The sequence below is a fragment of the Pseudoxanthomonas sacheonensis genome, from assembly GCF_010093305.1.
Taxonomy (GTDB): domain Bacteria; phylum Pseudomonadota; class Gammaproteobacteria; order Xanthomonadales; family Xanthomonadaceae; genus Pseudoxanthomonas_A; species Pseudoxanthomonas_A sacheonensis.
This window is the reverse complement of record NZ_PDWS01000021.1, coordinates 1-18,923: the sequence shown is the minus strand read 5'-3', so window position 1 is coordinate 18,923 and position 18,923 is coordinate 1. Positions and strand designations below refer to the sequence as shown.

Annotated in this window: 23 protein-coding genes; 11 read left to right on the top strand and 12 right to left on the bottom strand. The window is 63.5% G+C overall.

The features are described 5' to 3' along the window. Nucleotides 1-199 precede the first annotated feature (199 nt). A complete protein-coding gene (locus CSC73_RS15855) occupies nt 200-1,225 on the bottom strand; it encodes a fatty acid desaturase (protein ID WP_163842244.1) in 1,026 nt (341 codons plus the stop codon). 205 nt (nt 1,226-1,430) lie between these two features. Here CSC73_RS15855 and CSC73_RS15850 point away from each other — a divergent pair, with 205 nt between their 5' ends. The 4 genes from CSC73_RS15850 to CSC73_RS15835 all read left to right on the top strand — a co-directional run bounded on the left by CSC73_RS15850 (nt 1,431) and on the right by CSC73_RS15835 (nt 3,314). Then, the gene (locus CSC73_RS15850) at nt 1,431-1,931 is read left to right on the top strand and encodes an RNA polymerase sigma factor (protein WP_163842241.1); all 501 of its coding nucleotides are present in this window, start codon (nt 1,431-1,433) and stop codon (nt 1,929-1,931) included. Between the two features lie 37 nt (nt 1,932-1,968). Next, a complete protein-coding gene (locus CSC73_RS15845) occupies nt 1,969-2,631 on the top strand; it encodes a serine/threonine protein kinase (protein WP_163842238.1) in 663 nt (220 codons plus the stop codon). Nucleotides 2,632-2,722: 91 nt separating this feature from the next. Then, nucleotides 2,723-2,947 (top strand): RNA-binding S4 domain-containing protein, encoded by a 225-nt coding sequence (locus CSC73_RS15840; RefSeq protein WP_163842234.1) that lies wholly within the window; start codon nt 2,723-2,725, stop codon nt 2,945-2,947. A gap of 85 nt (nt 2,948-3,032) precedes the next feature. Then, nucleotides 3,033-3,314: a GIY-YIG nuclease family protein gene (locus tag CSC73_RS15835; protein WP_163842231.1), complete on the top strand. Its 282-nt coding sequence runs from the start codon at nt 3,033-3,035 to the stop codon at nt 3,312-3,314. Nucleotides 3,315-3,422: 108 nt separating this feature from the next. On the opposite strand, the gene CSC73_RS15830 is transcribed toward CSC73_RS15835, so the two are convergent. Together CSC73_RS15830 and CSC73_RS15825 are read right to left on the bottom strand one after the other, a co-directional pair. After that, entirely contained in the window at nt 3,423-4,544 is a 1,122-nt protein-coding gene (locus tag CSC73_RS15830) for a COG3904 family protein (protein WP_163842227.1), read from the bottom strand. 192 nt (nt 4,545-4,736) lie between these two features. Continuing rightward, nucleotides 4,737-5,246, bottom strand: a complete 510-nt coding sequence (locus CSC73_RS15825; protein WP_163842224.1) for a DUF1697 domain-containing protein — start codon at nt 5,244-5,246, stop codon at nt 4,737-4,739. A gap of 74 nt (nt 5,247-5,320) precedes the next feature. Here CSC73_RS15825 and CSC73_RS15820 point away from each other — a divergent pair, with 74 nt between their 5' ends. Beyond that, nucleotides 5,321-5,992 (top strand): NAD-dependent epimerase/dehydratase family protein, encoded by a 672-nt coding sequence (locus CSC73_RS15820; RefSeq protein WP_163842222.1) that lies wholly within the window; start codon nt 5,321-5,323, stop codon nt 5,990-5,992. A 16-nt stretch (nt 5,993-6,008) separates the two neighbouring features. Here CSC73_RS15820 and CSC73_RS15815 read toward each other — a convergent pair whose 3' ends face one another. Together CSC73_RS15815 and bla are read right to left on the bottom strand one after the other, a co-directional pair. Next, nucleotides 6,009-6,698, bottom strand: a complete 690-nt coding sequence (locus tag CSC73_RS15815; RefSeq protein ID WP_163842219.1) for a GNAT family N-acetyltransferase — start codon at nt 6,696-6,698, stop codon at nt 6,009-6,011. A gap of 99 nt (nt 6,699-6,797) precedes the next feature. Further along, nucleotides 6,798-7,679: a class A beta-lactamase gene (bla, locus tag CSC73_RS15810; RefSeq protein ID WP_246197544.1), complete on the bottom strand. Its 882-nt coding sequence runs from the start codon at nt 7,677-7,679 to the stop codon at nt 6,798-6,800. A gap of 180 nt (nt 7,680-7,859) precedes the next feature. Between bla and CSC73_RS15805 the strand changes: the two genes are divergently transcribed. Next, a complete protein-coding gene (locus tag CSC73_RS15805) occupies nt 7,860-8,195 on the top strand; it encodes a hypothetical protein (protein ID WP_163842214.1) in 336 nt (111 codons plus the stop codon). Nucleotides 8,196-8,211: 16 nt separating this feature from the next. Here the strand turns inward: CSC73_RS15805 and CSC73_RS15800 are convergent, their stop codons facing one another. Both CSC73_RS15800 and CSC73_RS15795 read right to left on the bottom strand, forming a co-directional pair. Beyond that, nucleotides 8,212-8,391 carry a VOC family protein gene (locus tag CSC73_RS15800; protein WP_163842211.1) on the bottom strand — a complete coding sequence of 60 codons (180 nt, stop codon included), beginning with the start codon at nt 8,389-8,391 and terminating at the stop codon, nt 8,212-8,214. A gap of 13 nt (nt 8,392-8,404) precedes the next feature. Then, on the bottom strand, nt 8,405-9,028 hold the full coding sequence (locus CSC73_RS15795) for a TetR/AcrR family transcriptional regulator (protein WP_163842208.1): 624 nt from the start codon (nt 9,026-9,028) through the stop codon (nt 8,405-8,407). A gap of 70 nt (nt 9,029-9,098) precedes the next feature. Here CSC73_RS15795 and CSC73_RS15790 point away from each other — a divergent pair, with 70 nt between their 5' ends. Further along, nucleotides 9,099-10,064 (top strand): oxidoreductase, encoded by a 966-nt coding sequence (locus CSC73_RS15790; RefSeq protein WP_163842205.1) that lies wholly within the window; start codon nt 9,099-9,101, stop codon nt 10,062-10,064. 5 nt (nt 10,065-10,069) lie between these two features. After that, nucleotides 10,070-10,648 (top strand): class I SAM-dependent methyltransferase, encoded by a 579-nt coding sequence (locus CSC73_RS15785; RefSeq protein WP_246197543.1) that lies wholly within the window; start codon nt 10,070-10,072, stop codon nt 10,646-10,648. 14 nt (nt 10,649-10,662) lie between these two features. On the opposite strand, the gene CSC73_RS15780 is transcribed toward CSC73_RS15785, so the two are convergent. Beyond that, entirely contained in the window at nt 10,663-11,457 is a 795-nt protein-coding gene (locus tag CSC73_RS15780; RefSeq protein ID WP_163842186.1) for an MOSC domain-containing protein, read from the bottom strand. A gap of 320 nt (nt 11,458-11,777) precedes the next feature. Between CSC73_RS15780 and CSC73_RS15775 the strand changes: the two genes are divergently transcribed. Continuing rightward, nucleotides 11,778-12,149: a DUF1428 domain-containing protein gene (locus CSC73_RS15775; RefSeq protein WP_093290048.1), complete on the top strand. Its 372-nt coding sequence runs from the start codon at nt 11,778-11,780 to the stop codon at nt 12,147-12,149. Nucleotides 12,150-12,257: 108 nt separating this feature from the next. Here the strand turns inward: CSC73_RS15775 and CSC73_RS15770 are convergent, their stop codons facing one another. The 3 genes from CSC73_RS15770 to CSC73_RS15760 form a co-directional block, all read right to left on the bottom strand. After that, nucleotides 12,258-13,124 carry a glycoside hydrolase family 16 protein gene (locus CSC73_RS15770; protein ID WP_211840903.1) on the bottom strand — a complete coding sequence of 289 codons (867 nt, stop codon included), beginning with the start codon at nt 13,122-13,124 and terminating at the stop codon, nt 12,258-12,260. A 147-nt stretch (nt 13,125-13,271) separates the two neighbouring features. Beyond that, entirely contained in the window at nt 13,272-14,012 is a 741-nt protein-coding gene (locus CSC73_RS15765) for a hypothetical protein (RefSeq protein ID WP_163842183.1), read from the bottom strand. 123 nt (nt 14,013-14,135) lie between these two features. Beyond that, nucleotides 14,136-14,993 (bottom strand): TolB family protein, encoded by an 858-nt coding sequence (locus CSC73_RS15760; RefSeq protein WP_163842180.1) that lies wholly within the window; start codon nt 14,991-14,993, stop codon nt 14,136-14,138. 204 nt (nt 14,994-15,197) lie between these two features. On the opposite strand from CSC73_RS15760, the gene CSC73_RS15755 reads away from it, so the two are divergent. Both CSC73_RS15755 and CSC73_RS15750 read left to right on the top strand, forming a co-directional pair. Next, complete coding sequence (locus tag CSC73_RS15755; protein ID WP_163842176.1) at nt 15,198-15,644, top strand: SRPBCC family protein; 447 nt, start codon at nt 15,198-15,200, stop codon at nt 15,642-15,644. A 382-nt stretch (nt 15,645-16,026) separates the two neighbouring features. Beyond that, nucleotides 16,027-17,091 (top strand): DUF1615 domain-containing protein, encoded by a 1,065-nt coding sequence (locus CSC73_RS15750; protein ID WP_170299070.1) that lies wholly within the window; start codon nt 16,027-16,029, stop codon nt 17,089-17,091. A 60-nt stretch (nt 17,092-17,151) separates the two neighbouring features. On the opposite strand, the gene CSC73_RS15745 is transcribed toward CSC73_RS15750, so the two are convergent. Then, nucleotides 17,152-18,600 carry an MATE family efflux transporter gene (locus CSC73_RS15745; protein ID WP_163842171.1) on the bottom strand — a complete coding sequence of 483 codons (1,449 nt, stop codon included), beginning with the start codon at nt 18,598-18,600 and terminating at the stop codon, nt 17,152-17,154. Between the last annotated feature and the right edge of the window lie 323 nt (nt 18,601-18,923).

Here is an 18,923-nt window from a genome sequence, read left to right as displayed (position 1 = left end):
GACAGAAAACTCCGGCGCGCCCCGGAACAGGGCCTACGCAAGGCGATATTGTGCGCCCTGGGACAAGAGCTGTCGCCCTAAACCGGCCTGGCCACACCCGGAAACGGGGGAAATCCGCCTTGTAGAGCCGAGCTTGCTCGGCTGCTTTTGGCGCAGTTTACGGGGAAGAGCAGCCGAGCAAGCTCGGCTCTACAAAGACTTAAGCGAGCGCCTTGGCCCGATAGCCGAAGCCGACCATGCGCCGGGACTGTTCGTCCCACAGCTTGAGGCGGGCGGACTTCAGGCTGGACCACAAAGTCAGGCGCGGGGCCGACTGCAGCAGTTCGCTGGATTCGAAAGCCTCGCGCAGCCGGTAGTTGGGGATGCGGCTGGCCAGGTGGTGGATGTGGTGGTAGCCGATGTTGCCGGTGAACCAGTGCAGCACGGCCGGCAGGTCGAAGTACGAACTGCCCGAGACCGCGGCCTTGCCGGCGTCCCACTCTTCCTTGTTGGTCCAGTAAGCGCCTTCGAAGGTGTGCTGCACATAGAACAGCCACACGCCGATGGCGCCCGCCAGCAACACCATGGGCAGATGCACCAGCAATACGGTATGCCAGCCGATGGCGTAACCCAGCGCGCCGCCGACCAGCAGCAGCATCAGGTTGTTCAGCATCACGCTGGCCCATTCCTTCTTCCAGGAGAAGGGAAGATCGAACGGAAAGCGGTGCTTGATGACGAACTGGTACAGCGGGCCGATGCCCAGCAGCACCGGCGTGCTGCGGTAGAAGCGGTAGCAAAAACGGCCGAACCACGAGCGCGATTCGTACTCGGCCACGGTCAGGGTTTCGATGTCGCCCATCTCGCGCCGGTCGAGATTGCCGGAAGTGCCGTGATGGATCGCGTGGGTCTTCTTCCAGTAGCCGAACGGAAACAGGGTGATCAGTCCCAGGCAAGCTCCGACGATATGGTTGGCGCGCTCGCTGGCGAAGAAGGAACCGTGGCCGCAGTCATGCTGGATGATGAACAAGCGCACGTAGAAGCCGGCGGCGGGAACGGCCATCAGCAGCGTCCAGCCGTAGCCCCATTGATCGACCACACTCCAGGCCATCAGCGCCCAGATCGCCAGCAAGGGCGGCAGCGTATTGAGCAATTGCCAGATGGCGCGGCTCAGACGGGGCTTGGCGAAATGCGAGCACAACTTGCGTAGCTGGGCGGCCGTGGCGGACGCCTGAGGGTCGGAACTCAAGAAATATCTCCCATGGGAACCCGGATTGTCAGGGACAGGGCAAGTCAGCGCAATGACATCCGCTGGCGTATGGCCTGTTTTGTTCATCCCTGCCCACTTTGCTCGCGCATCGGGCGCCCCGAGCCGTGATTTTCTCCGCGCCGGTGCGAATCATGGTGCAGACCAGCACAATCGCGCAGGCAGCTGAATGGGGCAGACGGCAATCATGGCAAGGGATACGCAACCGCAGGAGCGCTTCGGCGAGCTACTGGAAAGGCACCGCGGGATCGTGTTCAAGGTCGCCAACACCTACGGCTTCCACGCGGACGACCGTGCCGATCTTGCCCAGGAGATCGCCGCCCAGCTGTGGCGGGCCTTTCCCGGCTACGACGCCGAAAGGCCGTTCTCGACCTGGATGTACCGGATCGCTCTGAACGTGGCCATCACCTACGTGCGCGGCACCGCTCATCGGGGCAAGCACTCGGTGCCGCTGGACGAGGCGCTGCACGACATCGCCGACGACAACGGAGCCGATCCCGAAACCGACCAACAAGTGCGCGCTCTGCACCGCTTCATCGCACAGCTGGACAAGCTCAACCGCGCCTTGCTGCTGCTGTATCTGGAAGACCAGAGCTATCGCCAGATCGCCGAAATCCTGGGCATCAGCGAAACCAACGTGGCCACCAAGATCAGCCGCCTCAAGCAACGCATCCGCAACGAAATCTGATTCCTACACAACGCAAAGCGAAATCATGGAAAACATCATGGAACTCGACGAATTGAAAACCGCCTGGCTGGCCCTGGAGCGCCGGCTGGAACAAGGCAACGCCATCAACCTGCAGCTGTACAAGGAAGGCAGGATGAAGAAGCTGCGCAGCAGCCTGCGCCCGCTGTATTGGGGACAGATCCTGCAGATGCTGTTCGGCCTGCTCTTCGTGGTGCTCGCCGCCTCGTTCTGGCCCCACCACCGCGACGTGCCGCAGATGCTGGTATCCGGTCTGATCGTGCACGCCTATGGCGTGCTGTCCATCGTCATGGGTGGCATCACCATCGGCATGATCAGCAGGGTCAACAGCGACTACAGCCAGCCCGTGCTGGAAATCCAGAAGCGATTGGCCCAGGTGCGGCGCTTCTATGTGCTCGGTGGGATGATCGTGGGATTGCCATGGGCGCTGATCTGGTTGCCGCTGTGCGTGGTGCTGGCGGGCAAGGTCGGCGTGGACCTGTGGACACAGGCGCCCTCGGTGTTCTGGATAGGCGGCGGCGTGGGCATGGTGATATTGCTGGGGACCTGGTGGTTCCATCGCTGGTCGCGTAGCCCCAAGCGCCCGCGCCTGGCCCAGGCGATGGAAGACAGCGTCACCGGCGCCAGTTTGCGCAAGGCCGGGCGCATCCTGAGCGAGCTGGAACAATTCGAGAAGGAATGAGACTGCGGTCTGGTGCACGGCGACATGGCGGGAACGATGGGGCCATGCGATCCTGCCGCCCTCGCCTTCATCTCCAAAAAGACAACCACCCATGCCCGTGCTCGAATTCGAACTGGACCGCGACCACGTCGAACTCAACCAGCTGTTGAAGCTGACCGGGGTCTGCGACAGCGGTGGTGCGGGCAAAGCGTTGGTTGCCAGCGGCGAAGTCTTGGTAGACGGCGTTACCGAGCTGCGCAAGACCTGCAAGATCCGCGCGGGCCAGACCGTGCGACTGGAAGACGTGACCATCCGCGTGATCGACCCGTCCCACTGAGTTTCTGCGTGCGCCTTGCCGCGGCCTGAAGTCGAGAGCGGCTTTATCGACAACCACTGGTACGGCCAGCGAAGACAGGTCATTTATGCCCGGACATCAAAAACCGCCCTCGTCCTGGTACGTCTACCTGATCGAATGCCGCGACGGCAGCCTGTACACCGGCATAGCCATCGACGTGGCGCTGCGCTACGCAAAGCATGTGGCAGGCAAAGGAGCGCGCTACACCCGCGCGCATCCGCCGCTGCGTCTGCTGGGTCATTGCGCGTACGCCAATCGCTCAGAAGCCAGCCGCGCGGAATACCGCATCAAACAGCTGACGCCGGCGCAGAAGCGGGCCTTGTGCGAGGACTGGGCGGCAAACATGTAGGAGCGACGTGAGTCGCGAAGCAAGGGAAAGTTCCGGCGTTGTGGATTCGCGACTCACGTCGCTCCTACGGCGCTCACAGCCGCATCGACGCACTGATCGAAGGCCGGGCTATTCGCTGCCTACATTGCCCGCCGCCTGTCGCGTGTCGCCATGGGAGGAGAGCGGACTCTCGATGGGGCATTTGCCATCGGGGAAGCCGAAGCTTTCCCGCAACGCAAGACCGCAGGCGTCCACCGCCTCGCTGGTGCTGCCGGGCGACTGGCATTCGCGCTCGAAAACGCGCATGAACTCATCCTTGCGCCGCACGAAATCCTCGCCGCACTTGCGCGTCAGCCGGATGCGCTCAAGATCGTCCTGCACGGCATTGGTGCCATCCAGCCCGTATTCCACCAGCTCGTCCGCCGACAACAGCCGCAGCTTGCGGTTGGGCACGGTCATCATCAGATCCGCGACCGCTACCGACGCGCCATTGCGCTCCAGGTATTCCTTCATCTTTTCGTAGACCTCGCGCAGCTCCTGGCTCAGCTCCGCGCGCGTGGTCGCGGTGGAGTCCACGCGGATCATCCGGTGGATACCGACCTTGCCGGCGATCTGGCGATCGTCGCCCGCAGCCAGTATCAGCACGCAGGCGCTGTGGCAGATGGCGTGCTCCCCCACGTGGATGGTCCATTTCGAAGCGCCGATGGCATCGCCCGCCTTCATGGCGTCTTCCACGTGGCCGCCGCTTGAATCCAGATCCAGGATGCGCTGCTCTATTTTCAGCCGTTCGGCGACATTGCCCACTCGCTCCACCAGGGCGGTGAAATCGGTCGCGATCTTGCCCCCGTAGTTCAATCGAAGGGTTCCGGTTTCTTTACACTTCTCCAGCGCTGCGGTTACCCCCGCATACGAGAGATCGGTAAGCGGCTGACCGCTCGTTTCTTCGATTTGACCGCTTGCTTCGACTTGATCCTTCTCCTTGATCGGACCCTTGGCTTCGATCGGAACGGATTCGCAGCTGATCGAAGCCTCTCCGGAAGTCAACTCGGCCGCCGGCCAATCCGTGCCTTTCAGCACATCGGTTTTGCGCGCGACCGACGCAGGCGCCGGCGATCCGCCGCTCAGCGCGCCGCCCTGCCCTGCGTTGGCGGGCAGATCGACGATGGTGGCCGGGGCCCGGACAGGAGCTTTTTGCTGACAGGCCGTCAGGCAGACGGCTAGAACGAACAGAAATCTTTTTGGATTGGGCATGCCGCGTCGCTTTCCGGGATGAGGGGAGCACCGCTGGGGCGCAGCATCGCGATATGGCGCGATGGGCCCAGTCTAGTGCGTGCCCGGGAAACGAACAAAACCAAGGATGAATGCACCCTCGATGACGGGAAGTTCCCGTGCACGCGCAATTCACGGAAGCAAAGCGCCGGTAGCGCTCCGTCGTGCGGCGCATCACTCCATCGCCATTGCCGCCAGTCGGGAGACGGTGTTCATGTTGCGGCCCGTCCCGCTCTTCGCTGCGGGGATCTTGAGCTTCGAATCGGCCATGCCCTCGCCGTAGTGCACATAGATCTCGCGTTTTCCCAGTACCACTTCTTCTCCGTTGCGATGGCTGAGCGTGGCCAACGTGTCCGCTGGCGGTGCGTTGTCCAGGAAGATCGCCACGACGCGGTTGGGTGCAGCCTTTGGAAAGGGGTTGGCGGCCAGGACCGCCGCCATCTCGGCAGCGGTGCGCAGCAACACCCCTACCGGCTTTCCGGCATACCGCGCCAATGACGCTTCCAGCGTCGCCTTCACTTGCGCAGCGGTAGACGTGCTCCGCAGCACCACGTTGCCGCTGGCGATGTAAGTGCGCACCTCCTGGAAACCGGCCGACTCGCACAGCGCGCGCAGATCGGCCATGGGAAGCTTTCCGGTTCCGCCGACGTTTACCGCGCGCAACAAGGCGATGTAGTTGTTCATGCGGACCTCGTGGAAGCCGAACCGGCGGATGGCCGGCTGGCGGGTTACTCTTCCCCATTATCGAGGAAGCGGCAATGAGAATAATCCTGCTGGGTGCCAGTGGCATGGTCGGACAAGGCGTGCTGATCGAATGCCTGCGCGATCGGCGGGTCGAACGCGTGCTTTCGCTCGGCCGCACCGCCAGCGGGCGCCAGGACGCCAAACTTGAGGAACTGGTCCACACCGATCTGTACGACCTGTCGGCCGTGGAGGACCGGCTGCGCGGTTACGACGCATGCTTCTACTGCCTTGGCGTGTCCTCGGTCGGCATGGCCGAAGCGGAGTACGCGCGCATCACCTACGACATGACCCTGGCCGTGGCCGGCGCGCTGGCCCGGCTCGATCCCGGCATGACCTTCATCTACGTCAGCGGCGCCAATACCGACTCCAGCGAGCAAGGACGGTCGATGTGGGCCAGGGTCAAGGGCCGCACCGAAAACGCATTGCTGCGCCTGCCGTTCAAGGCCGTTTATCTGTTCAGGCCCGGCGGTATCCAGCCTCTGCATGGGGTGCGGCCCAAGGTCGGGTGGATACGCGCCATCTACGCGGCGACGGCGCCGCTGTTGTCGTTGGCCGTACGTTACTTGCCGGGAGCGATGACCACTTCCGAGCGAGTGGGCCGGGCAATGATAAATGCGACCGTACGCGGCGGGCCCAGCCGCGTTTTCGAGAGCCGCGACATCAACGACGAAGCGCGCGCGGATTAAGTCCGGCGTACCGGACTCAGGCGTCGCCGCTGCTGCGCCGCAACGACCAGAACGGGATATCGCGGCGGATGCGATATCCGTTTTGTTCGTACAGTTCCTTGGCCCTGCCGTTCTCATGGCTCACGTGCAGAAAGGGCGTCAACCCACGGTCAAGCACGTCGTTGGACAGCCACGCCAGCAGGCGCCGCGCGTAACCGCGCCCGTTGAAATCGGGATGGGTGCAGACCGCGCTGATCTCCGTGTACTCGTCCATGCCCATGCGCTCGCCGATCATCGCGGCCAGCCGGCCGTGCTGATAGATGCCGAAATAGCGGCCCAGCTCCACAGTGCGCGGGCGGAAATAATGCGGGTAGACCAGCGCCGTCAGCGCCAGCACATCGGCGCGGTGGACTTCGGTCAGCTCGATAAGCTCCGGGCCGTCGACTTCGGCAATCCGGGCCGGGCAAACCATCTGCGCCAGCAAGGCCAGCCGCTGCAACCGCCAGTCTTCGGCCTCGGCCGGCGCCCGACCCAGCAGCAATACGGTGTCGCCGTGCGGAACCAGCGCTTCCAGCGATGCCGCCGCGTCGGCGCCATCGGTCGGCACGCCCAGAAAAGGCGCGACTTCCGGCGGATAGCGCGCCGCATCGTTCTGACGCAAGGCCAGCAAACGGTGCCGGCTGGTCAGCGATTCCCAGATGGGATTGTCGAGAGGATGCGGGTTCATGGAAGCGCAGAGTCTGCCATCGTTAGCGCAAACTTTTCCAGCGCGTTATGACAGGAATGCGGCACCGCTCTTCGGCCATGGTCGATCCGCAAACAATCGCTAAATGCTTGCGGCGATGCGCCCGACTTCGGCGATGACCGCGTTGCGAGCTTCCTGCGGCTGCGGATACTCGGCGTAATACGCCGTTACCAACAAAGGCGCGCGACCCGGCGGCCAGACGATGGCGATGTCGTTGGTGACGCCGTTGTTGCTGGTGCCGGTCTTGTCGCCCGCCCGCCATTCTTTCGGCAGACCGCCACGGATGCGCTTGTCGCCGGTGGTGGTGGCGACCAGCCAGTCGGCCAGCTGCTTGCGCGAGGCCGGCGAGAGCGTATCGCCCAGCAGCAGCGAGCGCATGTCCTCGAGCATCGCGGCCGGGGAAGTGGTGTCGCGCGGATCTCCGGGAACCGCTTCGTTGAGTTCGGTTTCCCAACGGTCCAGCCGGGTCACGCCGTCGCCCAGCGAACGCGCGAACGCGGTCAGGCCCGCTGGACCGCCGAAGCTGGCCAGCAACAGGTTGCCGGCGGTGTTGTCGCTGACGGTGACGGTGGCGTGGCACAACTCGGCCAAGGTCATGCCGGTGCCGACATGCTTTTCGGTCACCGGCGAGTACGCGACCAAATCGTCCTTGGTGTAGACGACGCGGCGATCCAGCCGCTCCTCGCCGCGATCCACCCGCGCCAGCACCTGCGCCGCGGCCAGGAACTTGAAGGTGCTGCACATCGGGAAGCGCTCATCGGCTCGATGGCCGATGCGCTTTCCGGTGCCCGTATCGAAAATGGAGACGCCGAGACGGCCGCCATGAACGCTTTCGAGCGCCTGCAGCCGGCTGTTCGCATCGGGAGTCTGCAAACTCTTTGCGAATGCCCGCTCGAAGTGCGCGAGCGCGGCAGCGCTGGCGCCGGCAAGCAGCAACGAGCGCCGGGTCGGATTGAAGTCCAAGTTCTGTACGCCTCTCATTCCGGGATGAGAAAAGTGTAGTTCGGATCGATGCGTTTATCTCTACGCGCTCCACTGGCGGTGCGCCTCGCCTTTGGGCCTGGTTCATCACTGGAAGCACGCGGCTTCGTCATGAGGGATGCCCTCGGTTATCCTTGTCCCGACGCGTGGACGGAGTTGGCAATGAAAGCCCTGTTTTTCAGCCTGGTCTTCGCTCAATTTCTATTCGCGTCCGCTTCGGCACAGTCATTCGAAGAACAGACTCGTAACCCGACACCGGCAACGGGCGCGCGGCAGCCGAAAACCCAAGCGCCAACGGTCCGCGCAGCGCAGGATCCGCGAACCGATCCCTATGGCGCGCTGGTGGAGAACGTAAGCCGGTCCGCGGATCAATTCCGCGACGACAACACCAGCCGCAATCAGGACAGGGACCGCATCGAGGGCGCGGATTACGGCCAACCTGCGGCGACCTCCGATAAAAAGCCTCAGCAGCGCAAGCCGAAGAAGCCGTCGCCCTGACGCAGGGCGGCTGTGCTCAGCCGGTTGCCTGGTCCGGCACCACCACCATCCACGACACGCCGAAACGGTCGGTCAACATACCGAAGCTCGAAGAAAAAAACGTCGGCATCAAGGGTTGCTGGATTTCGCCGCCTTCGGCCAACGCATCGAACAAGCGCTTGGCCTCGGCCCAGCGGGATCGACATCGAACAGGCATCGAGTTCGTCCCGTTAGGGATCCGGCCACTGGCTTTCCAATACCTGCGCCAGCAGATCGTCCAGCGGCGCGCCCGCGCTCAGATGCGCAAGCTTGCCGTCGAGTGCGAGATGCGCGAAACCGTGGACCGTCGACCAGGTGGCCAGCAGCGCCGCTTGCGCTTGCGGGTCGAGCGGCTGTTGGTTCGGCAGGGAACGGATCGCGCGGATGGTTTCCTCAAGCAGCAGCAAGGCACGCCTGCCCGCTTCTTGCAGAGCGGGGTGGTCGGGGCTGAGCAGATCGCGGCGGAACATGAGCTGGAACCGTCCCGGATAGGTCATGGCGAAACGCACATAACCCATTCCCTGCAGCCGCAATCGCTGCGTGGGCGTTCCCTGGGAAGCATCGACCTGCAGGTTCTTCGCCAACTCCTGGAAACCAAGCACTGCCACCTCCGAAAGCAGCCCGGCGGCGCCGCCGAAATGGTGGGCCGGCGCCGCCGCCGAAACGCCGGCGCGCCTGGCCGCTTCGCGCAGGCTGAAGCCTTCCAGGCCATGCTCGGCCAGGATTTCGTCGGCCGCGCGGATCAAGGCGGTTCTGAGATCGCCGTGGTGATATCGATCGGCAGGGCGTTCTTCAGGCGGCTGATTTCTATTCATTCCGGATATCTTTACACTGTTCAAATTATGCGCTAGCCTCATGTTAACACCGTAAAGATCAGGCTGCGACATGAGTAATTCCTTCGGACAAGCGGACCCATCGGCATGGACCCTGAGAGACCTGCCCGATCAGACAGGCCGCACTGTGCTCGTGACCGGGGCCAATAGCGGGCTTGGCTATCTCACCTGCCTGCAATTGGCCAAGCAGGGCGCGCACGTGATCATGGCAGTGCGGGATTTGGAGAAAGGACGCCTGGCCCAGGCCAGGATTCTGGCCGCGCGGCCAAGGGGAAGCGTCGAGCTGCGACAACTCGATCTGGCGGATCTGGACGAAGTGAAGACGTTCGCTAAGCGCCTGCTCGACGAACGCAAGCCTATCGACGTGCTGGTCAACAACGCGGGCATCATGATGCCGCCCCGCTCGATGACGCCACAGGGCCATGAATTGCAGTTCGGCGTGAACCATCTGGCGCATTTCGCCCTCACCGGCCTGCTGCTGCCGCTGTTGCTCGAAGGCCGCGACAGCCGGGTCGTCACCGTGAGCTCCGACCTCCACAAACGGGGCCGGATCCATTTCGGCGATCTCGCCGGCAACCGCAACTACGGGCGTATCGCCTTCTACGCGCAATCCAAGTTCGCCAACGTGCTGTTCGCCCTGGAACTGGATCGTCGCCTGCGCGCCGCCGGATTGCCGGTCAAGAGTTTGTTGGCCCATCCCGGTTATGCCGCGACGAATCTGCAGATGAGCGGCCCCACGGGCGTGCTGAAGCTTTTCATGCGCTTCGGCAACCGCTTCCTTGCGCAACCGGCGGAGATGGGCGTATTGCCCCAGCTCTACGCCATTGCCGCGCCGGAGGCGAGCGGCGGCCAGTTCATCGGACCCGATGGGCCGAACGAGAAAAAGGGCTACCCCACCCAAGTACGGCCCGTGGAAACGGCGCGCGACCGCGGTCTTGCCGAACGGCTCTGGCGATTGTCGGAAGCGCTCACCGGCGTGCGTCCCGGCTTCGCCGGCATGAAGGGGATCGCGGCATGACAGCCATGGACACCTTCACCTTCTTCCGCATCTGGATCTCGAATCCTCTGCGGGTGGCTGCGGTCGCGCCGTCAGGCAGCGCTCTGGCAGGCTTGATGACCAAGGAGCTGTCCGCCGAAAGCGGACCCGTTCTGGAACTGGGCCCTGGTACCGGCGTCTTTACCCGGGCATTGCTGGCGCAGGGTTTGCGCGAATGCGATCTCACCCTGATCGAGCACGATTCCGGTTTCGCCAACCTGCTCCGTCTGCGCTTTCCCGCAGCGCATGTCCACCATGCGGATGCGGCACGGCTGGCCAGGTCGGGACTTTTAGAAGACAGGGTCGTCGGCGGCGTGGTGAGCGGCCTGCCGCTGCTTTCCATGAGTCAAAGAAAAGTCATGGCCATCCTTTCCGGCACTTTCGATTCGATGCGCCCGGGCGCTTCTTTCTATCAGTTCACCTACGGACCGAATTGCCCCGTGCCGCATCGCATACTCGACCGGCTAGGCCTCAAAGCCACGCGCATCGGCCGCACCCTGTTGAATGTCCCGCCGGCGAGCGTGTACCGCATATCGAGACGATCGCCGAGAAGGCAATATCTCTGACCCGACGCATCGACTCAGGCCAGCACTTCCACCGCATCGCCAACGCGCACGCTGCCCAGGGAGCGCGGGATGAGATTCTGGCCGAAGGTGACGCCCTCGGGAGTGCGGCGATAGCCGATCAGAGTGCGCAGGGGCTCGCCGTCCGGATCGCGTTCGCCGCGCGCCGGATCGACCGTGGTGAAGACGCAGCGCGTGCAGGCCTTGGCCACCTCGAACTCCACTTCGCCGATGCGGATGCGCTTCCAGCCATCCTCCGCATGCGCAGCCACGCCATCCACTACCAGGTTGGGGCGGAACTGCAGCATGGACACGGGCTTGGCCAGCCGCGCGTTCAAACCATCCAGTGCCGCGCGTGAGATCAGCAACAGAGGAAAAGCGTCGGCGAAGCTGACTTCATCGCCCGGTCGAGAATGCGGGTCGGTCATCGGCCGGGCGACGCCGGCGTCCATATGCACCAGATGCACGGGCAGTTGCAGGAATTCGCTCAGCCACGCGTCGGCGGCTGCGTCTACGCGCTTGGCGGCGACTTCGTTCTTCCACACGTGGACCGGTACGGTCGCTTCGGTTTGCGGAAACGGGACCTGCAGCGACGGCATGCCGGGAGCATCCAGCGAAAGGCCCTGTGGGCCCGGCTGTGCGCGCACCAAGGTCAAGCGCGGCAGCTGCCGCCCGGTGAGGAAGCGGTCCTCCGCATCCACCACCATCCAGCGGCGGTCGTGCCGGAGGCCGCGTGGTTCCACCACCGCCGTTCGCATCTCGAGCGGCGCGGAGGACTTGATCGGGTAGAGATAGAGGCCGGAGAGCTGCATCGAACGGTTTCCGAATTGCGGAAACCCGCATGGTAGAGCCTGTTTACGATCTGTCGGAAGGCGGCTTGCCTGAAGACATCGTATTTTCTGCGGATGATCTGGAGCAGAATCGCCGTCCCCGCGTAGGCGGGGATCCATCGGCTCCGGGCTTTTTCCGCAAACCGTACGGCTGCGGGACGAAAGGCACCGGATCCCCGCCTGCGCGGAGACAACGGGTTTTCCCTGCTTGGAACACCAGGCGAACGTCTTTGTGACCCCGCATTAACCTCGCCAAGCGCATCTTGGGCTGCGGCACCCCAACCGCGCGAAGGAGACCAGAGATGCCCTACATCGACGGATTTGTGATTGCGGTACCCACCGCCAACAAACAGAAATTCATTCAGCATGCGAAAGACGGAGATTCGGTCTTCGTGGAGCACGGCGCCACCCGCATCCTAGAGTGCTGGGGGGACGACGTGCAGGACGGCAAGCAAACGGATTTCCGCCGCGCCGTGAAAGCGAAGGAAGACGAAACCGTGGTGTTCTCGTGGGTCGAGTGGCCCGATAAGGCCACGCGTGATGTCGGCATGGAGAAGGCGATGAAGGACCCCAGACTGTCGCCCGACCAGAATCCGATGCCGTTCGACGGCGCGCGCATGATCTTCGGCGGCTTCTCGCCGGTGGTCGAACTCGGGCCCAAGACCAAGCACTGATCGACAAGCACTGATCGAATCGATAGGAATGCTTCGGAAAGAAACGGGCGGGCCGAAACGGCTCGCCCAAGGCCGCGAGCGGCAATATTCAAGCTACGCCGGCCACCCCTATTTCTCGATCAATCTGTAGACCCTGACGTAATCGACCTGCATGCGTGCGGGAAAGCTGCCGTCGTCCACGCCTTTTTGCCCGCCCCAGTCGCCGCCGACCGCGATATTCATCAACAGGTGGAAGCGCTTGTCGAAGGGCCACACCCGGTAGCCCTTGCCTTCGTTCGGGAACTCGAACACCAGCGCATCGTCGATATAGCCGCGGATCGCGTCGGGCGTCCAGTCCACGCGATAGAGATGGAAGCGGTCCATGGCGCCGTCGATGACTTTCGTGGCGGTCTTCTGCGTTTTGATCTGGAAGTAGTAGGCTTCGGTGTGCGTGGTGACATGCACCCGGTTCGGGTCGAAGCCGACATGCTCCATGATGTCTATCTCCCCCGACTTCGGCCATCCACCGTACGCCTGGTCCGTGGGCAGCATCCACAACGCCGGCCAGGTGCCTTTGCCGGAGGGAAGCTTCGCTTTTATTTCGAAGCGCCCGTAGAGGAAATCGCCCTTCCCTTTCGAGATCACCCGGGCCGAGGTGTAGTCGCGGCCTTCCTTCTTTTCCTTCCGTGCGACGATGGTCAGCACGCCGTCGGCGACGAACGCATTGCCGGTGCTGTCGGTGTAGTACTGCAGCTCGTTGTTCCCCCACCCATGGCCGCCTATGTCGTAGCCCCACTTGGCCGGGTCCGGAGCGCCGGTGTAATCGAACTCGTCCTGCCATGCGGGAGTCGCTTCGAAAGACCAGGTCTCCGCAGTCGCTTGCGGCAATCGCGCAGCGGGAGCGACGGAATTGTCCTGCTGCTGCGCCAGACAGGAGGTTGCCTGCAATGCGATCAGCAGACCCCATCCACCGAGCATCAAGTCTGTTCGCTTCATCGGGCGTCTCCTGAGTCTCTGCAAACGAAGAAGGTGTGAGGAAGAAAACGAGAGCACGCATCCCGGCAGCGCGAGCCGGAACAAGGTTATACGGAATCGGGGACGGATACGGAAAGCGAACGATTCTTCGCGCAGAACGCGATCATTTCAGAACGATCCTGGGTGCTTGGGGCGCCAGTTCATGCCTTTGTATTCCACTCCCTTGGCGGGAGCAGCGGCAGGCGCATCCGCTCGGGTCATGGAAGGCGGAAGCGTCGCCCCTTTCAGCTTGGCGGCAATCCTTCCGAAAGCTTCGATGTCGTTATTGGTCAAAGTGTATTCGTTCCGGCAAACGCGGTAACGCACGTCCTGGGCGCTGCCGACGGCGCTCGCCCATTGCGGGGTGACGTTCTGGCCGATCAGCTCGATCATTTCCCCGTCCACGACTTTGCCGCGGTACGACGTTGGTCCTGCGGACAAGGGCTGGCCATCCACTCGCCAGTCGATGTCGTGGCATGCGGAGAACCGCGACGCGGAAGCACCCGACCCTTCCTCGGCCGAAACGAAGGCCAGCGTGATCGTCGACGAGGACGTATCGCCAACGAGAATGGCTTCGAAGGTGAAGACCGGCATGCTCGTGTCCATGCTGCCGTCGGCAGTGTAGGCGACAGTGCGCTCGCCGCTGATGCGATCGAAATTCTCGCTGATGGTCTGGGCGCAAGCCGGCACAGCGGCCGCCAGGGCGATCGCGAATAAAGCAATACGCATCAGCCGGCCGCCAGGCTGACGGCCGGTAAGTGGAATCCTGGCTTCATCACACTCCCCAGTGTGTTGCGGCATCGAAAAACGCCAGGCCGTTCGGCTTCCCCGCCATGGCCTTGCATGCACAGCTTGCCATTCCCGGCGCATCCGCGCACCCGAACAGGAGAATTTGCCAGATGCGACTGTGCGCACCGTCACATTGGCGGCAAGTTCCGCTCCCGCGTCGGACGGACTCGAGCCGCCGTGCGCAAGGTTGCGGATTTCGCTAATTCAATCGCAAACGCGCGGCCAGGCGGAGTCTGCGCCTGGCTCCAGATCGACCAGGAACAGCTCGCCCGACTTCTGATCGTCGGCCTGCGCGAACAACAGCCGCTTGCCGTCGGGCGACAGCAACGGGCCGACCTGGAAGACGTCCTGCCGCGCCGGCACCTGTCCCCGGTCGCGCCATTGGCCGTCCACTCGTTCGTAGCGGTAAAGATGCGAACGTTCGCCGCGATTGGCCACCACCACCATCACCCTGCCATCGAGCGAGATATCGGCCTCGTACTCGTCGCCGGCAGTGTTCACGCCGCCGGGCAGCGGTTCCACCCGCCATTCACCGTCGCCCTGCGGCGTCGCCAGATACAGGTCGCGGCCACCGGGTTCGCCGGGCCGATTGGATCCGAACAACAGACGGCCATCGGCCAGTTCGCGCGGCAACAATTCGCTGTGGGTCGAATTGACCGGTTCCGGCAAGCGGGTCGGCGCGCCCCACTCGCCATCGGCGGTGCGTTCGACCTTCCAGATATCCAGATCGTCCTTGCGGTGCCGGTCGGTGCCGTAATAGAGGCGGCGGCCATCCGGACTGAAGGCCGGATCGGTTTCGAGCACGCCCGGTGTGGCGGCGAAGGCGGGCTCGGTAGGCGCCGTCCAGTGGCCGCCTACGCAGCGCGTGGACAGCAGGCGGCAATGGTCGAACTGGCGGTCGGCGCGGAAGAAGAACAGTTCGCGGCCGTCGGGCGACAGCGTCGGCGACGATTCGTACAGATCGGTCGAAATCTCCGCCGGCGTCCAACGCTCGGGCGCGGCCGCCGCGGCCAGCAGAAAACCCAGGACCATTGCCGAAGCGGAAACGGACTGCAGCGACATACTTTCGCTCCCTCGAGCCGGATCGGAAAGCGACGATATTGGAGACGCACGCGGAAGGCGTGAAGTGAATATTCCACAAACCAGGGTTGAACGAAAATAAAGCCGACCGTCCCTCGCGATGCGATGATCGGCCTTTGTCGATTCCGGGCACGCCCGGTCGTCGTGGAGACAGAGGGCTTTCCTCTGCAAACGAGAGAATCCGATATGACCGCCAATACCGTAAGGCTGCACCGTGTACTGCGAACCACGCCCGAGCGCCTCTATCGCGCCTTCCTGGATGCGGATGCATTGGCCAAATGGCTTCCGCCCAACGGCTTCACCTGCAAGGTCCATCACCTGGACGCGCAGGTCGGCGGAACCTACAAGATGTCGTTCACCAATTTCTCCACGGGCAACAGCCACAGCTTCGGCGGCACCTATCAGGAACTGACGCCGAACCGGCTTATCCGCTACAGCGACCGCTTCGACGATCCCAACCTCCCCGGCGAAATGCAGACCACCATCTCGCTGACCGAAGTGTCTTGCGGTACCGAACTGCATGTCGTGCAGGAAGGCATCCCCGAGGTCATCCCGGCCGAACAGTGCTATCTGGGCTGGCAGGAGTCGCTGGTATTGTTGGGGAAATTGGTGGAAGCCGAAATTCCGGACTGAGAATGCGGCATCCGGACCCCGAACTCAGTTCCGGGGAATGAAGGCGATACGACTTTACCGGTGCCACCGTAAGCCGGCGTCCATGCCTGCCCCCTTTGCAAAAGGGGGCGACAAGACGCGACAGCGGCTTGTGGGGGATTTGCTCTTCGCGCGAAAAGCAAATCCCCCGTCGTCCGCTTCGCGGCCGCCCGCCCCCTTTTTCAAAGGGGGCACTAGCGTGCTTTCTTTTGCAAAGAGGGGGCGCTGGCATGGCGTGAATGCAAAGTCGATCGTATGCTGCCGGCACGAGCGGAAATTACCGATGATGCAGTCGCACCCAATGCCCACACACACGGTTGTATCCACTTCGCCAAGCAATTGGAGGCCATGCCTATTACGGCGCATGGCATACCTGTTGCCCATCCTGCTGACCGCCTGCGCGACGCAAGGGCCGCTGCAACCAGGACAACGCCCCGTCGATGTGCGCGCCGAGATTGCGCGACGGATCCCGGCGGTCACGGACCGGGCCGGCTGGGCGGCCGATATCCAGAGCGCATTCGCCGCCCAACGCATCGAGCCCAATAGCGAGAACATCTGCGCGGTGCTCGCCGTGACCGAACAGGAATCGGGCTATCGGGCCGATCCCGTCGTGGCCGGCCTGCCGAAAATAGCGCGCGGCGAGATCGACCGTCGTGCGGCTTCCAAGCACATTCCCAAATTCCTGGTGGACGCTGCGCTCAACTTCAAATCGTCCGACGGCAGGTCGTATGCGCAACGCTTGCAAGCCGCGCGCACCGAACGCCAGCTCAGCGAGATCTATGAAGACATGATCGGCCGCGTGCCGCTGGGCAAGCGCCTGTTCGCGGACATGAACCCGGTACAGACCGCCGGACCGATGCAGGTGAGCATCGCCTTCGCCGAATCCCACGCCGCCGACTACCCCTACCCCATCGACGGTTCGATCCGTGACGAAGCGTTCACCCGCCGCGGAGGCCTGTATTTCGGCATCGCCCATCTGCTGGGCTACCGCACGCCTTACACGCGCAAGCTGCACCGTTTCGCCGACTACAACGCCGGCTGGTACGCCAGCCGCAATGCGGCGTTCCAGAACGCGGTCAGCCTGGCCTCGGGCATTCCGCTTGCACTGGATGGCGATCTGCTGCGACCCGGCGCGCGCATGGACAGTCCCGGCAAGACCGAATCGGCGGTACGCGCGCTGAGCAGACAACTGGGCCTGGACGAACGGGCGATCCGCAATGCGCTGGAACGCGGCGACCGCTTGGATTTCGACGACACCGATCTCTACGCCAGGGTTTTCGCGCTGGCCGAAGCCCACGAGCGCAAACCGCTGCCGCGCGCGATGATCCCGGGCATCAAACTGGAAAGCCCCAAGATCACCCGCGAACTGACCACCGCCTGGTTCGCCACACGGGTGGACGAGCGTTACCAGCGCTGCATGCGGCGGTAAGGGAAGTTCCAGGCCATTCGTACATAGGGCGGGCTCAAGCCCGCCGAATGAACCCCAAGCCTACACCTGCGCCGTCTTCCATCTGCCACGCGAAAACAACCACAGAGTGAACAGGCCCACCGACGTCTCGGAAACGAACACGCCCCAGAAAACGCCCGTGTGCTGCCAGCCCAGGGTGATGGCCAGGACGTAGGACAGAGGAATCTGAAGCAACCAGAAAAACACCACGTTGATCTTGGTGGGCGTGACCGTGTCGCCGGCGCCATTGAAAGCCTGCACCGCGACCATCCACCAGCCGTAGACGAAATACGAATACGACAAGATCCGCAGCCATTGGCCGCCGATGTCGATCACCTGCGCATCGTCGGTGAAGATGGCGATCAGGCGGTCGTGCAGGAAGAAGAACAACACGGAGATCAGCAGCGTGAACGCCATGTTGTACCAGCCGATCCGCCATACCGATGCTTCCGCGCGGCCCGGCTGGCCGGCGCCCAGATTCTGCCCCACCAGGGTGGCTGCGGCATTGGACATGCCCCAGGCCGGCATCAGCGTGAACATCATGATGCGGATGGCGATGGTCGCGCCGGCCACCGCCTCGCTGCCGATACCGGCCAGGATGCGCATCAGGAAGATCCACGAAGTCATCGCCACGATCATCTGGCCGATGCCGCCCAGCGAGGTGCGCACGATGTTCCACATGATCGCGCCGTGCCAGGCCAGTTGCGAGGCCGCCACGCGGATGTGCTTGCCGCCGCGGAACAGGACCCACAACTGATACAGCACACCCGTTCCGCGGCCGATGACGGTGGCCAGGGCGGCGCCCTCGATGCCCATCTCGGGGAACGGGCCGATGCCGAAGATCAGCAGCGGGCACAGCAGGATGTTCAGGCCATTGGCCAGCCACAGCACGCGCATGGCGATGGCCGCATCGCCAGCGCCGCGGAAGATCGCGTTGATCACGAACAGCAGGATGATCACCACGTTGCCGCCCAGCATCCATTGCATGTAGGGATAGCCGTGCTCCAGCGTCCAGGGGTCGGCGCCCATCAGGCGCAGCAGGTCCTTGGCGAAGAAAATTCCCGCCACCGCGAACGGCACCGCCAGCAGCACCGCGACCCCGATCGCCTGCACTGCGGCCACCGCCGCTCCCTCGCGGTTGCCTTCGCCGATGCGCCGCGCGACCACCGCCGTGACCGACATCGCCAGCCCCATGGCGATGGCGTAGAGCAGGAACAGCAGGCTTTCGGTAAGCCCCACTGTGGCCACCGCGGACGGGCCCAGCTTGGCGACGAAGAAGATGTCCACCACCGCGAAGGTGGATTCCAGCACCAGCTCCAGCACCATCGGCACGGCGAGCAGGAACACCGCCTTGCGCATCGGAATCTTGGTGTAGTCCGCATTGGTGCCGCGGATCGCGTCGCGCAATTCCGCCCACAGCGATTGCGCGGGCGCTGGCGCCTCCGCAGCGCTGGCTTCGATCTGGCCGGTGGATTGCGGTTCGGTACTCATGCGCGCATGGCTCCCTGATTCGCGAAAGCGCCGATGGTAACCGCAGAACGGGTTCTGTTCCGCGTTTGAGCGCTGCTCGCACGCAGCGCGCCGCATCGAACGCTTTCAACGGACAGGCAACTCTCGATGTGGGACATGGCTCCTCCTGTGGATGGGCGAGAAGGGCCCATGCCCGCCGCCTTTCCCATTGCGACGAACGGGCCGGTCCGGAATCGACATGGCCGAACAGCGCACCTGTTCTGCAAGCGCCGTTCTCACATGGGTTAGAGTCGAAACCCCGGCTTTCACAGTCAGGACCTGATCATAGGAACCCTCCCATGCCC

What these genes read in the sequence shown, in the direction of transcription:
- CSC73_RS15770 (WP_211840903.1), bottom strand. Translation starts at nt 13,124, where the DNA reads ATGAAGCGAACAGACTTGATGCTCGGTGGATGGGGTCTGCTGATCGCA.
- CSC73_RS15800 (WP_163842211.1), bottom strand. Translation starts at nt 8,391, where the DNA reads ATGCCTGTTCGATGTCGATCCCGCTGGGCCGAGGCCAAGCGCTTGTTC.
- CSC73_RS15805 (WP_163842214.1), top strand. Translation starts at nt 7,860, where the DNA reads ATGAAAGCCCTGTTTTTCAGCCTGGTCTTCGCTCAATTTCTATTCGCG.
- CSC73_RS15825 (WP_163842224.1), bottom strand. Translation starts at nt 5,246, where the DNA reads ATGAACAACTACATCGCCTTGTTGCGCGCGGTAAACGTCGGCGGAACC.
- CSC73_RS15745 (WP_163842171.1), bottom strand. Translation starts at nt 18,600, where the DNA reads ATGAGTACCGAACCGCAATCCACCGGCCAGATCGAAGCCAGCGCTGCG.
- CSC73_RS15850 (WP_163842241.1), top strand. Translation starts at nt 1,431, where the DNA reads ATGGCAAGGGATACGCAACCGCAGGAGCGCTTCGGCGAGCTACTGGAA.
- CSC73_RS15775 (WP_093290048.1), top strand. Translation starts at nt 11,778, where the DNA reads ATGCCCTACATCGACGGATTTGTGATTGCGGTACCCACCGCCAACAAA.
- CSC73_RS15750 (WP_170299070.1), top strand. Translation starts at nt 16,027, where the DNA reads ATGGCATACCTGTTGCCCATCCTGCTGACCGCCTGCGCGACGCAAGGG.
- CSC73_RS15795 (WP_163842208.1), bottom strand. Translation starts at nt 9,028, where the DNA reads ATGAATAGAAATCAGCCGCCTGAAGAACGCCCTGCCGATCGATATCAC.
- CSC73_RS15835 (WP_163842231.1), top strand. Translation starts at nt 3,033, where the DNA reads ATGCCCGGACATCAAAAACCGCCCTCGTCCTGGTACGTCTACCTGATC.
- CSC73_RS15790 (WP_163842205.1), top strand. Translation starts at nt 9,099, where the DNA reads ATGAGTAATTCCTTCGGACAAGCGGACCCATCGGCATGGACCCTGAGA.
- CSC73_RS15780 (WP_163842186.1), bottom strand. Translation starts at nt 11,457, where the DNA reads ATGCAGCTCTCCGGCCTCTATCTCTACCCGATCAAGTCCTCCGCGCCG.
- CSC73_RS15760 (WP_163842180.1), bottom strand. Translation starts at nt 14,993, where the DNA reads ATGTCGCTGCAGTCCGTTTCCGCTTCGGCAATGGTCCTGGGTTTTCTG.
- CSC73_RS15845 (WP_163842238.1), top strand. Translation starts at nt 1,969, where the DNA reads ATGGAACTCGACGAATTGAAAACCGCCTGGCTGGCCCTGGAGCGCCGG.
- CSC73_RS15830 (WP_163842227.1), bottom strand. Translation starts at nt 4,544, where the DNA reads ATGCCCAATCCAAAAAGATTTCTGTTCGTTCTAGCCGTCTGCCTGACG.
- CSC73_RS15820 (WP_163842222.1), top strand. Translation starts at nt 5,321, where the DNA reads ATGAGAATAATCCTGCTGGGTGCCAGTGGCATGGTCGGACAAGGCGTG.
- CSC73_RS15755 (WP_163842176.1), top strand. Translation starts at nt 15,198, where the DNA reads ATGACCGCCAATACCGTAAGGCTGCACCGTGTACTGCGAACCACGCCC.
- CSC73_RS15785 (WP_246197543.1), top strand. Translation starts at nt 10,070, where the DNA reads ATGGACACCTTCACCTTCTTCCGCATCTGGATCTCGAATCCTCTGCGG.
- CSC73_RS15840 (WP_163842234.1), top strand. Translation starts at nt 2,723, where the DNA reads ATGCCCGTGCTCGAATTCGAACTGGACCGCGACCACGTCGAACTCAAC.
- CSC73_RS15815 (WP_163842219.1), bottom strand. Translation starts at nt 6,698, where the DNA reads ATGAACCCGCATCCTCTCGACAATCCCATCTGGGAATCGCTGACCAGC.
- CSC73_RS15765 (WP_163842183.1), bottom strand. Translation starts at nt 14,012, where the DNA reads ATGCGCCGGGAATGGCAAGCTGTGCATGCAAGGCCATGGCGGGGAAGC.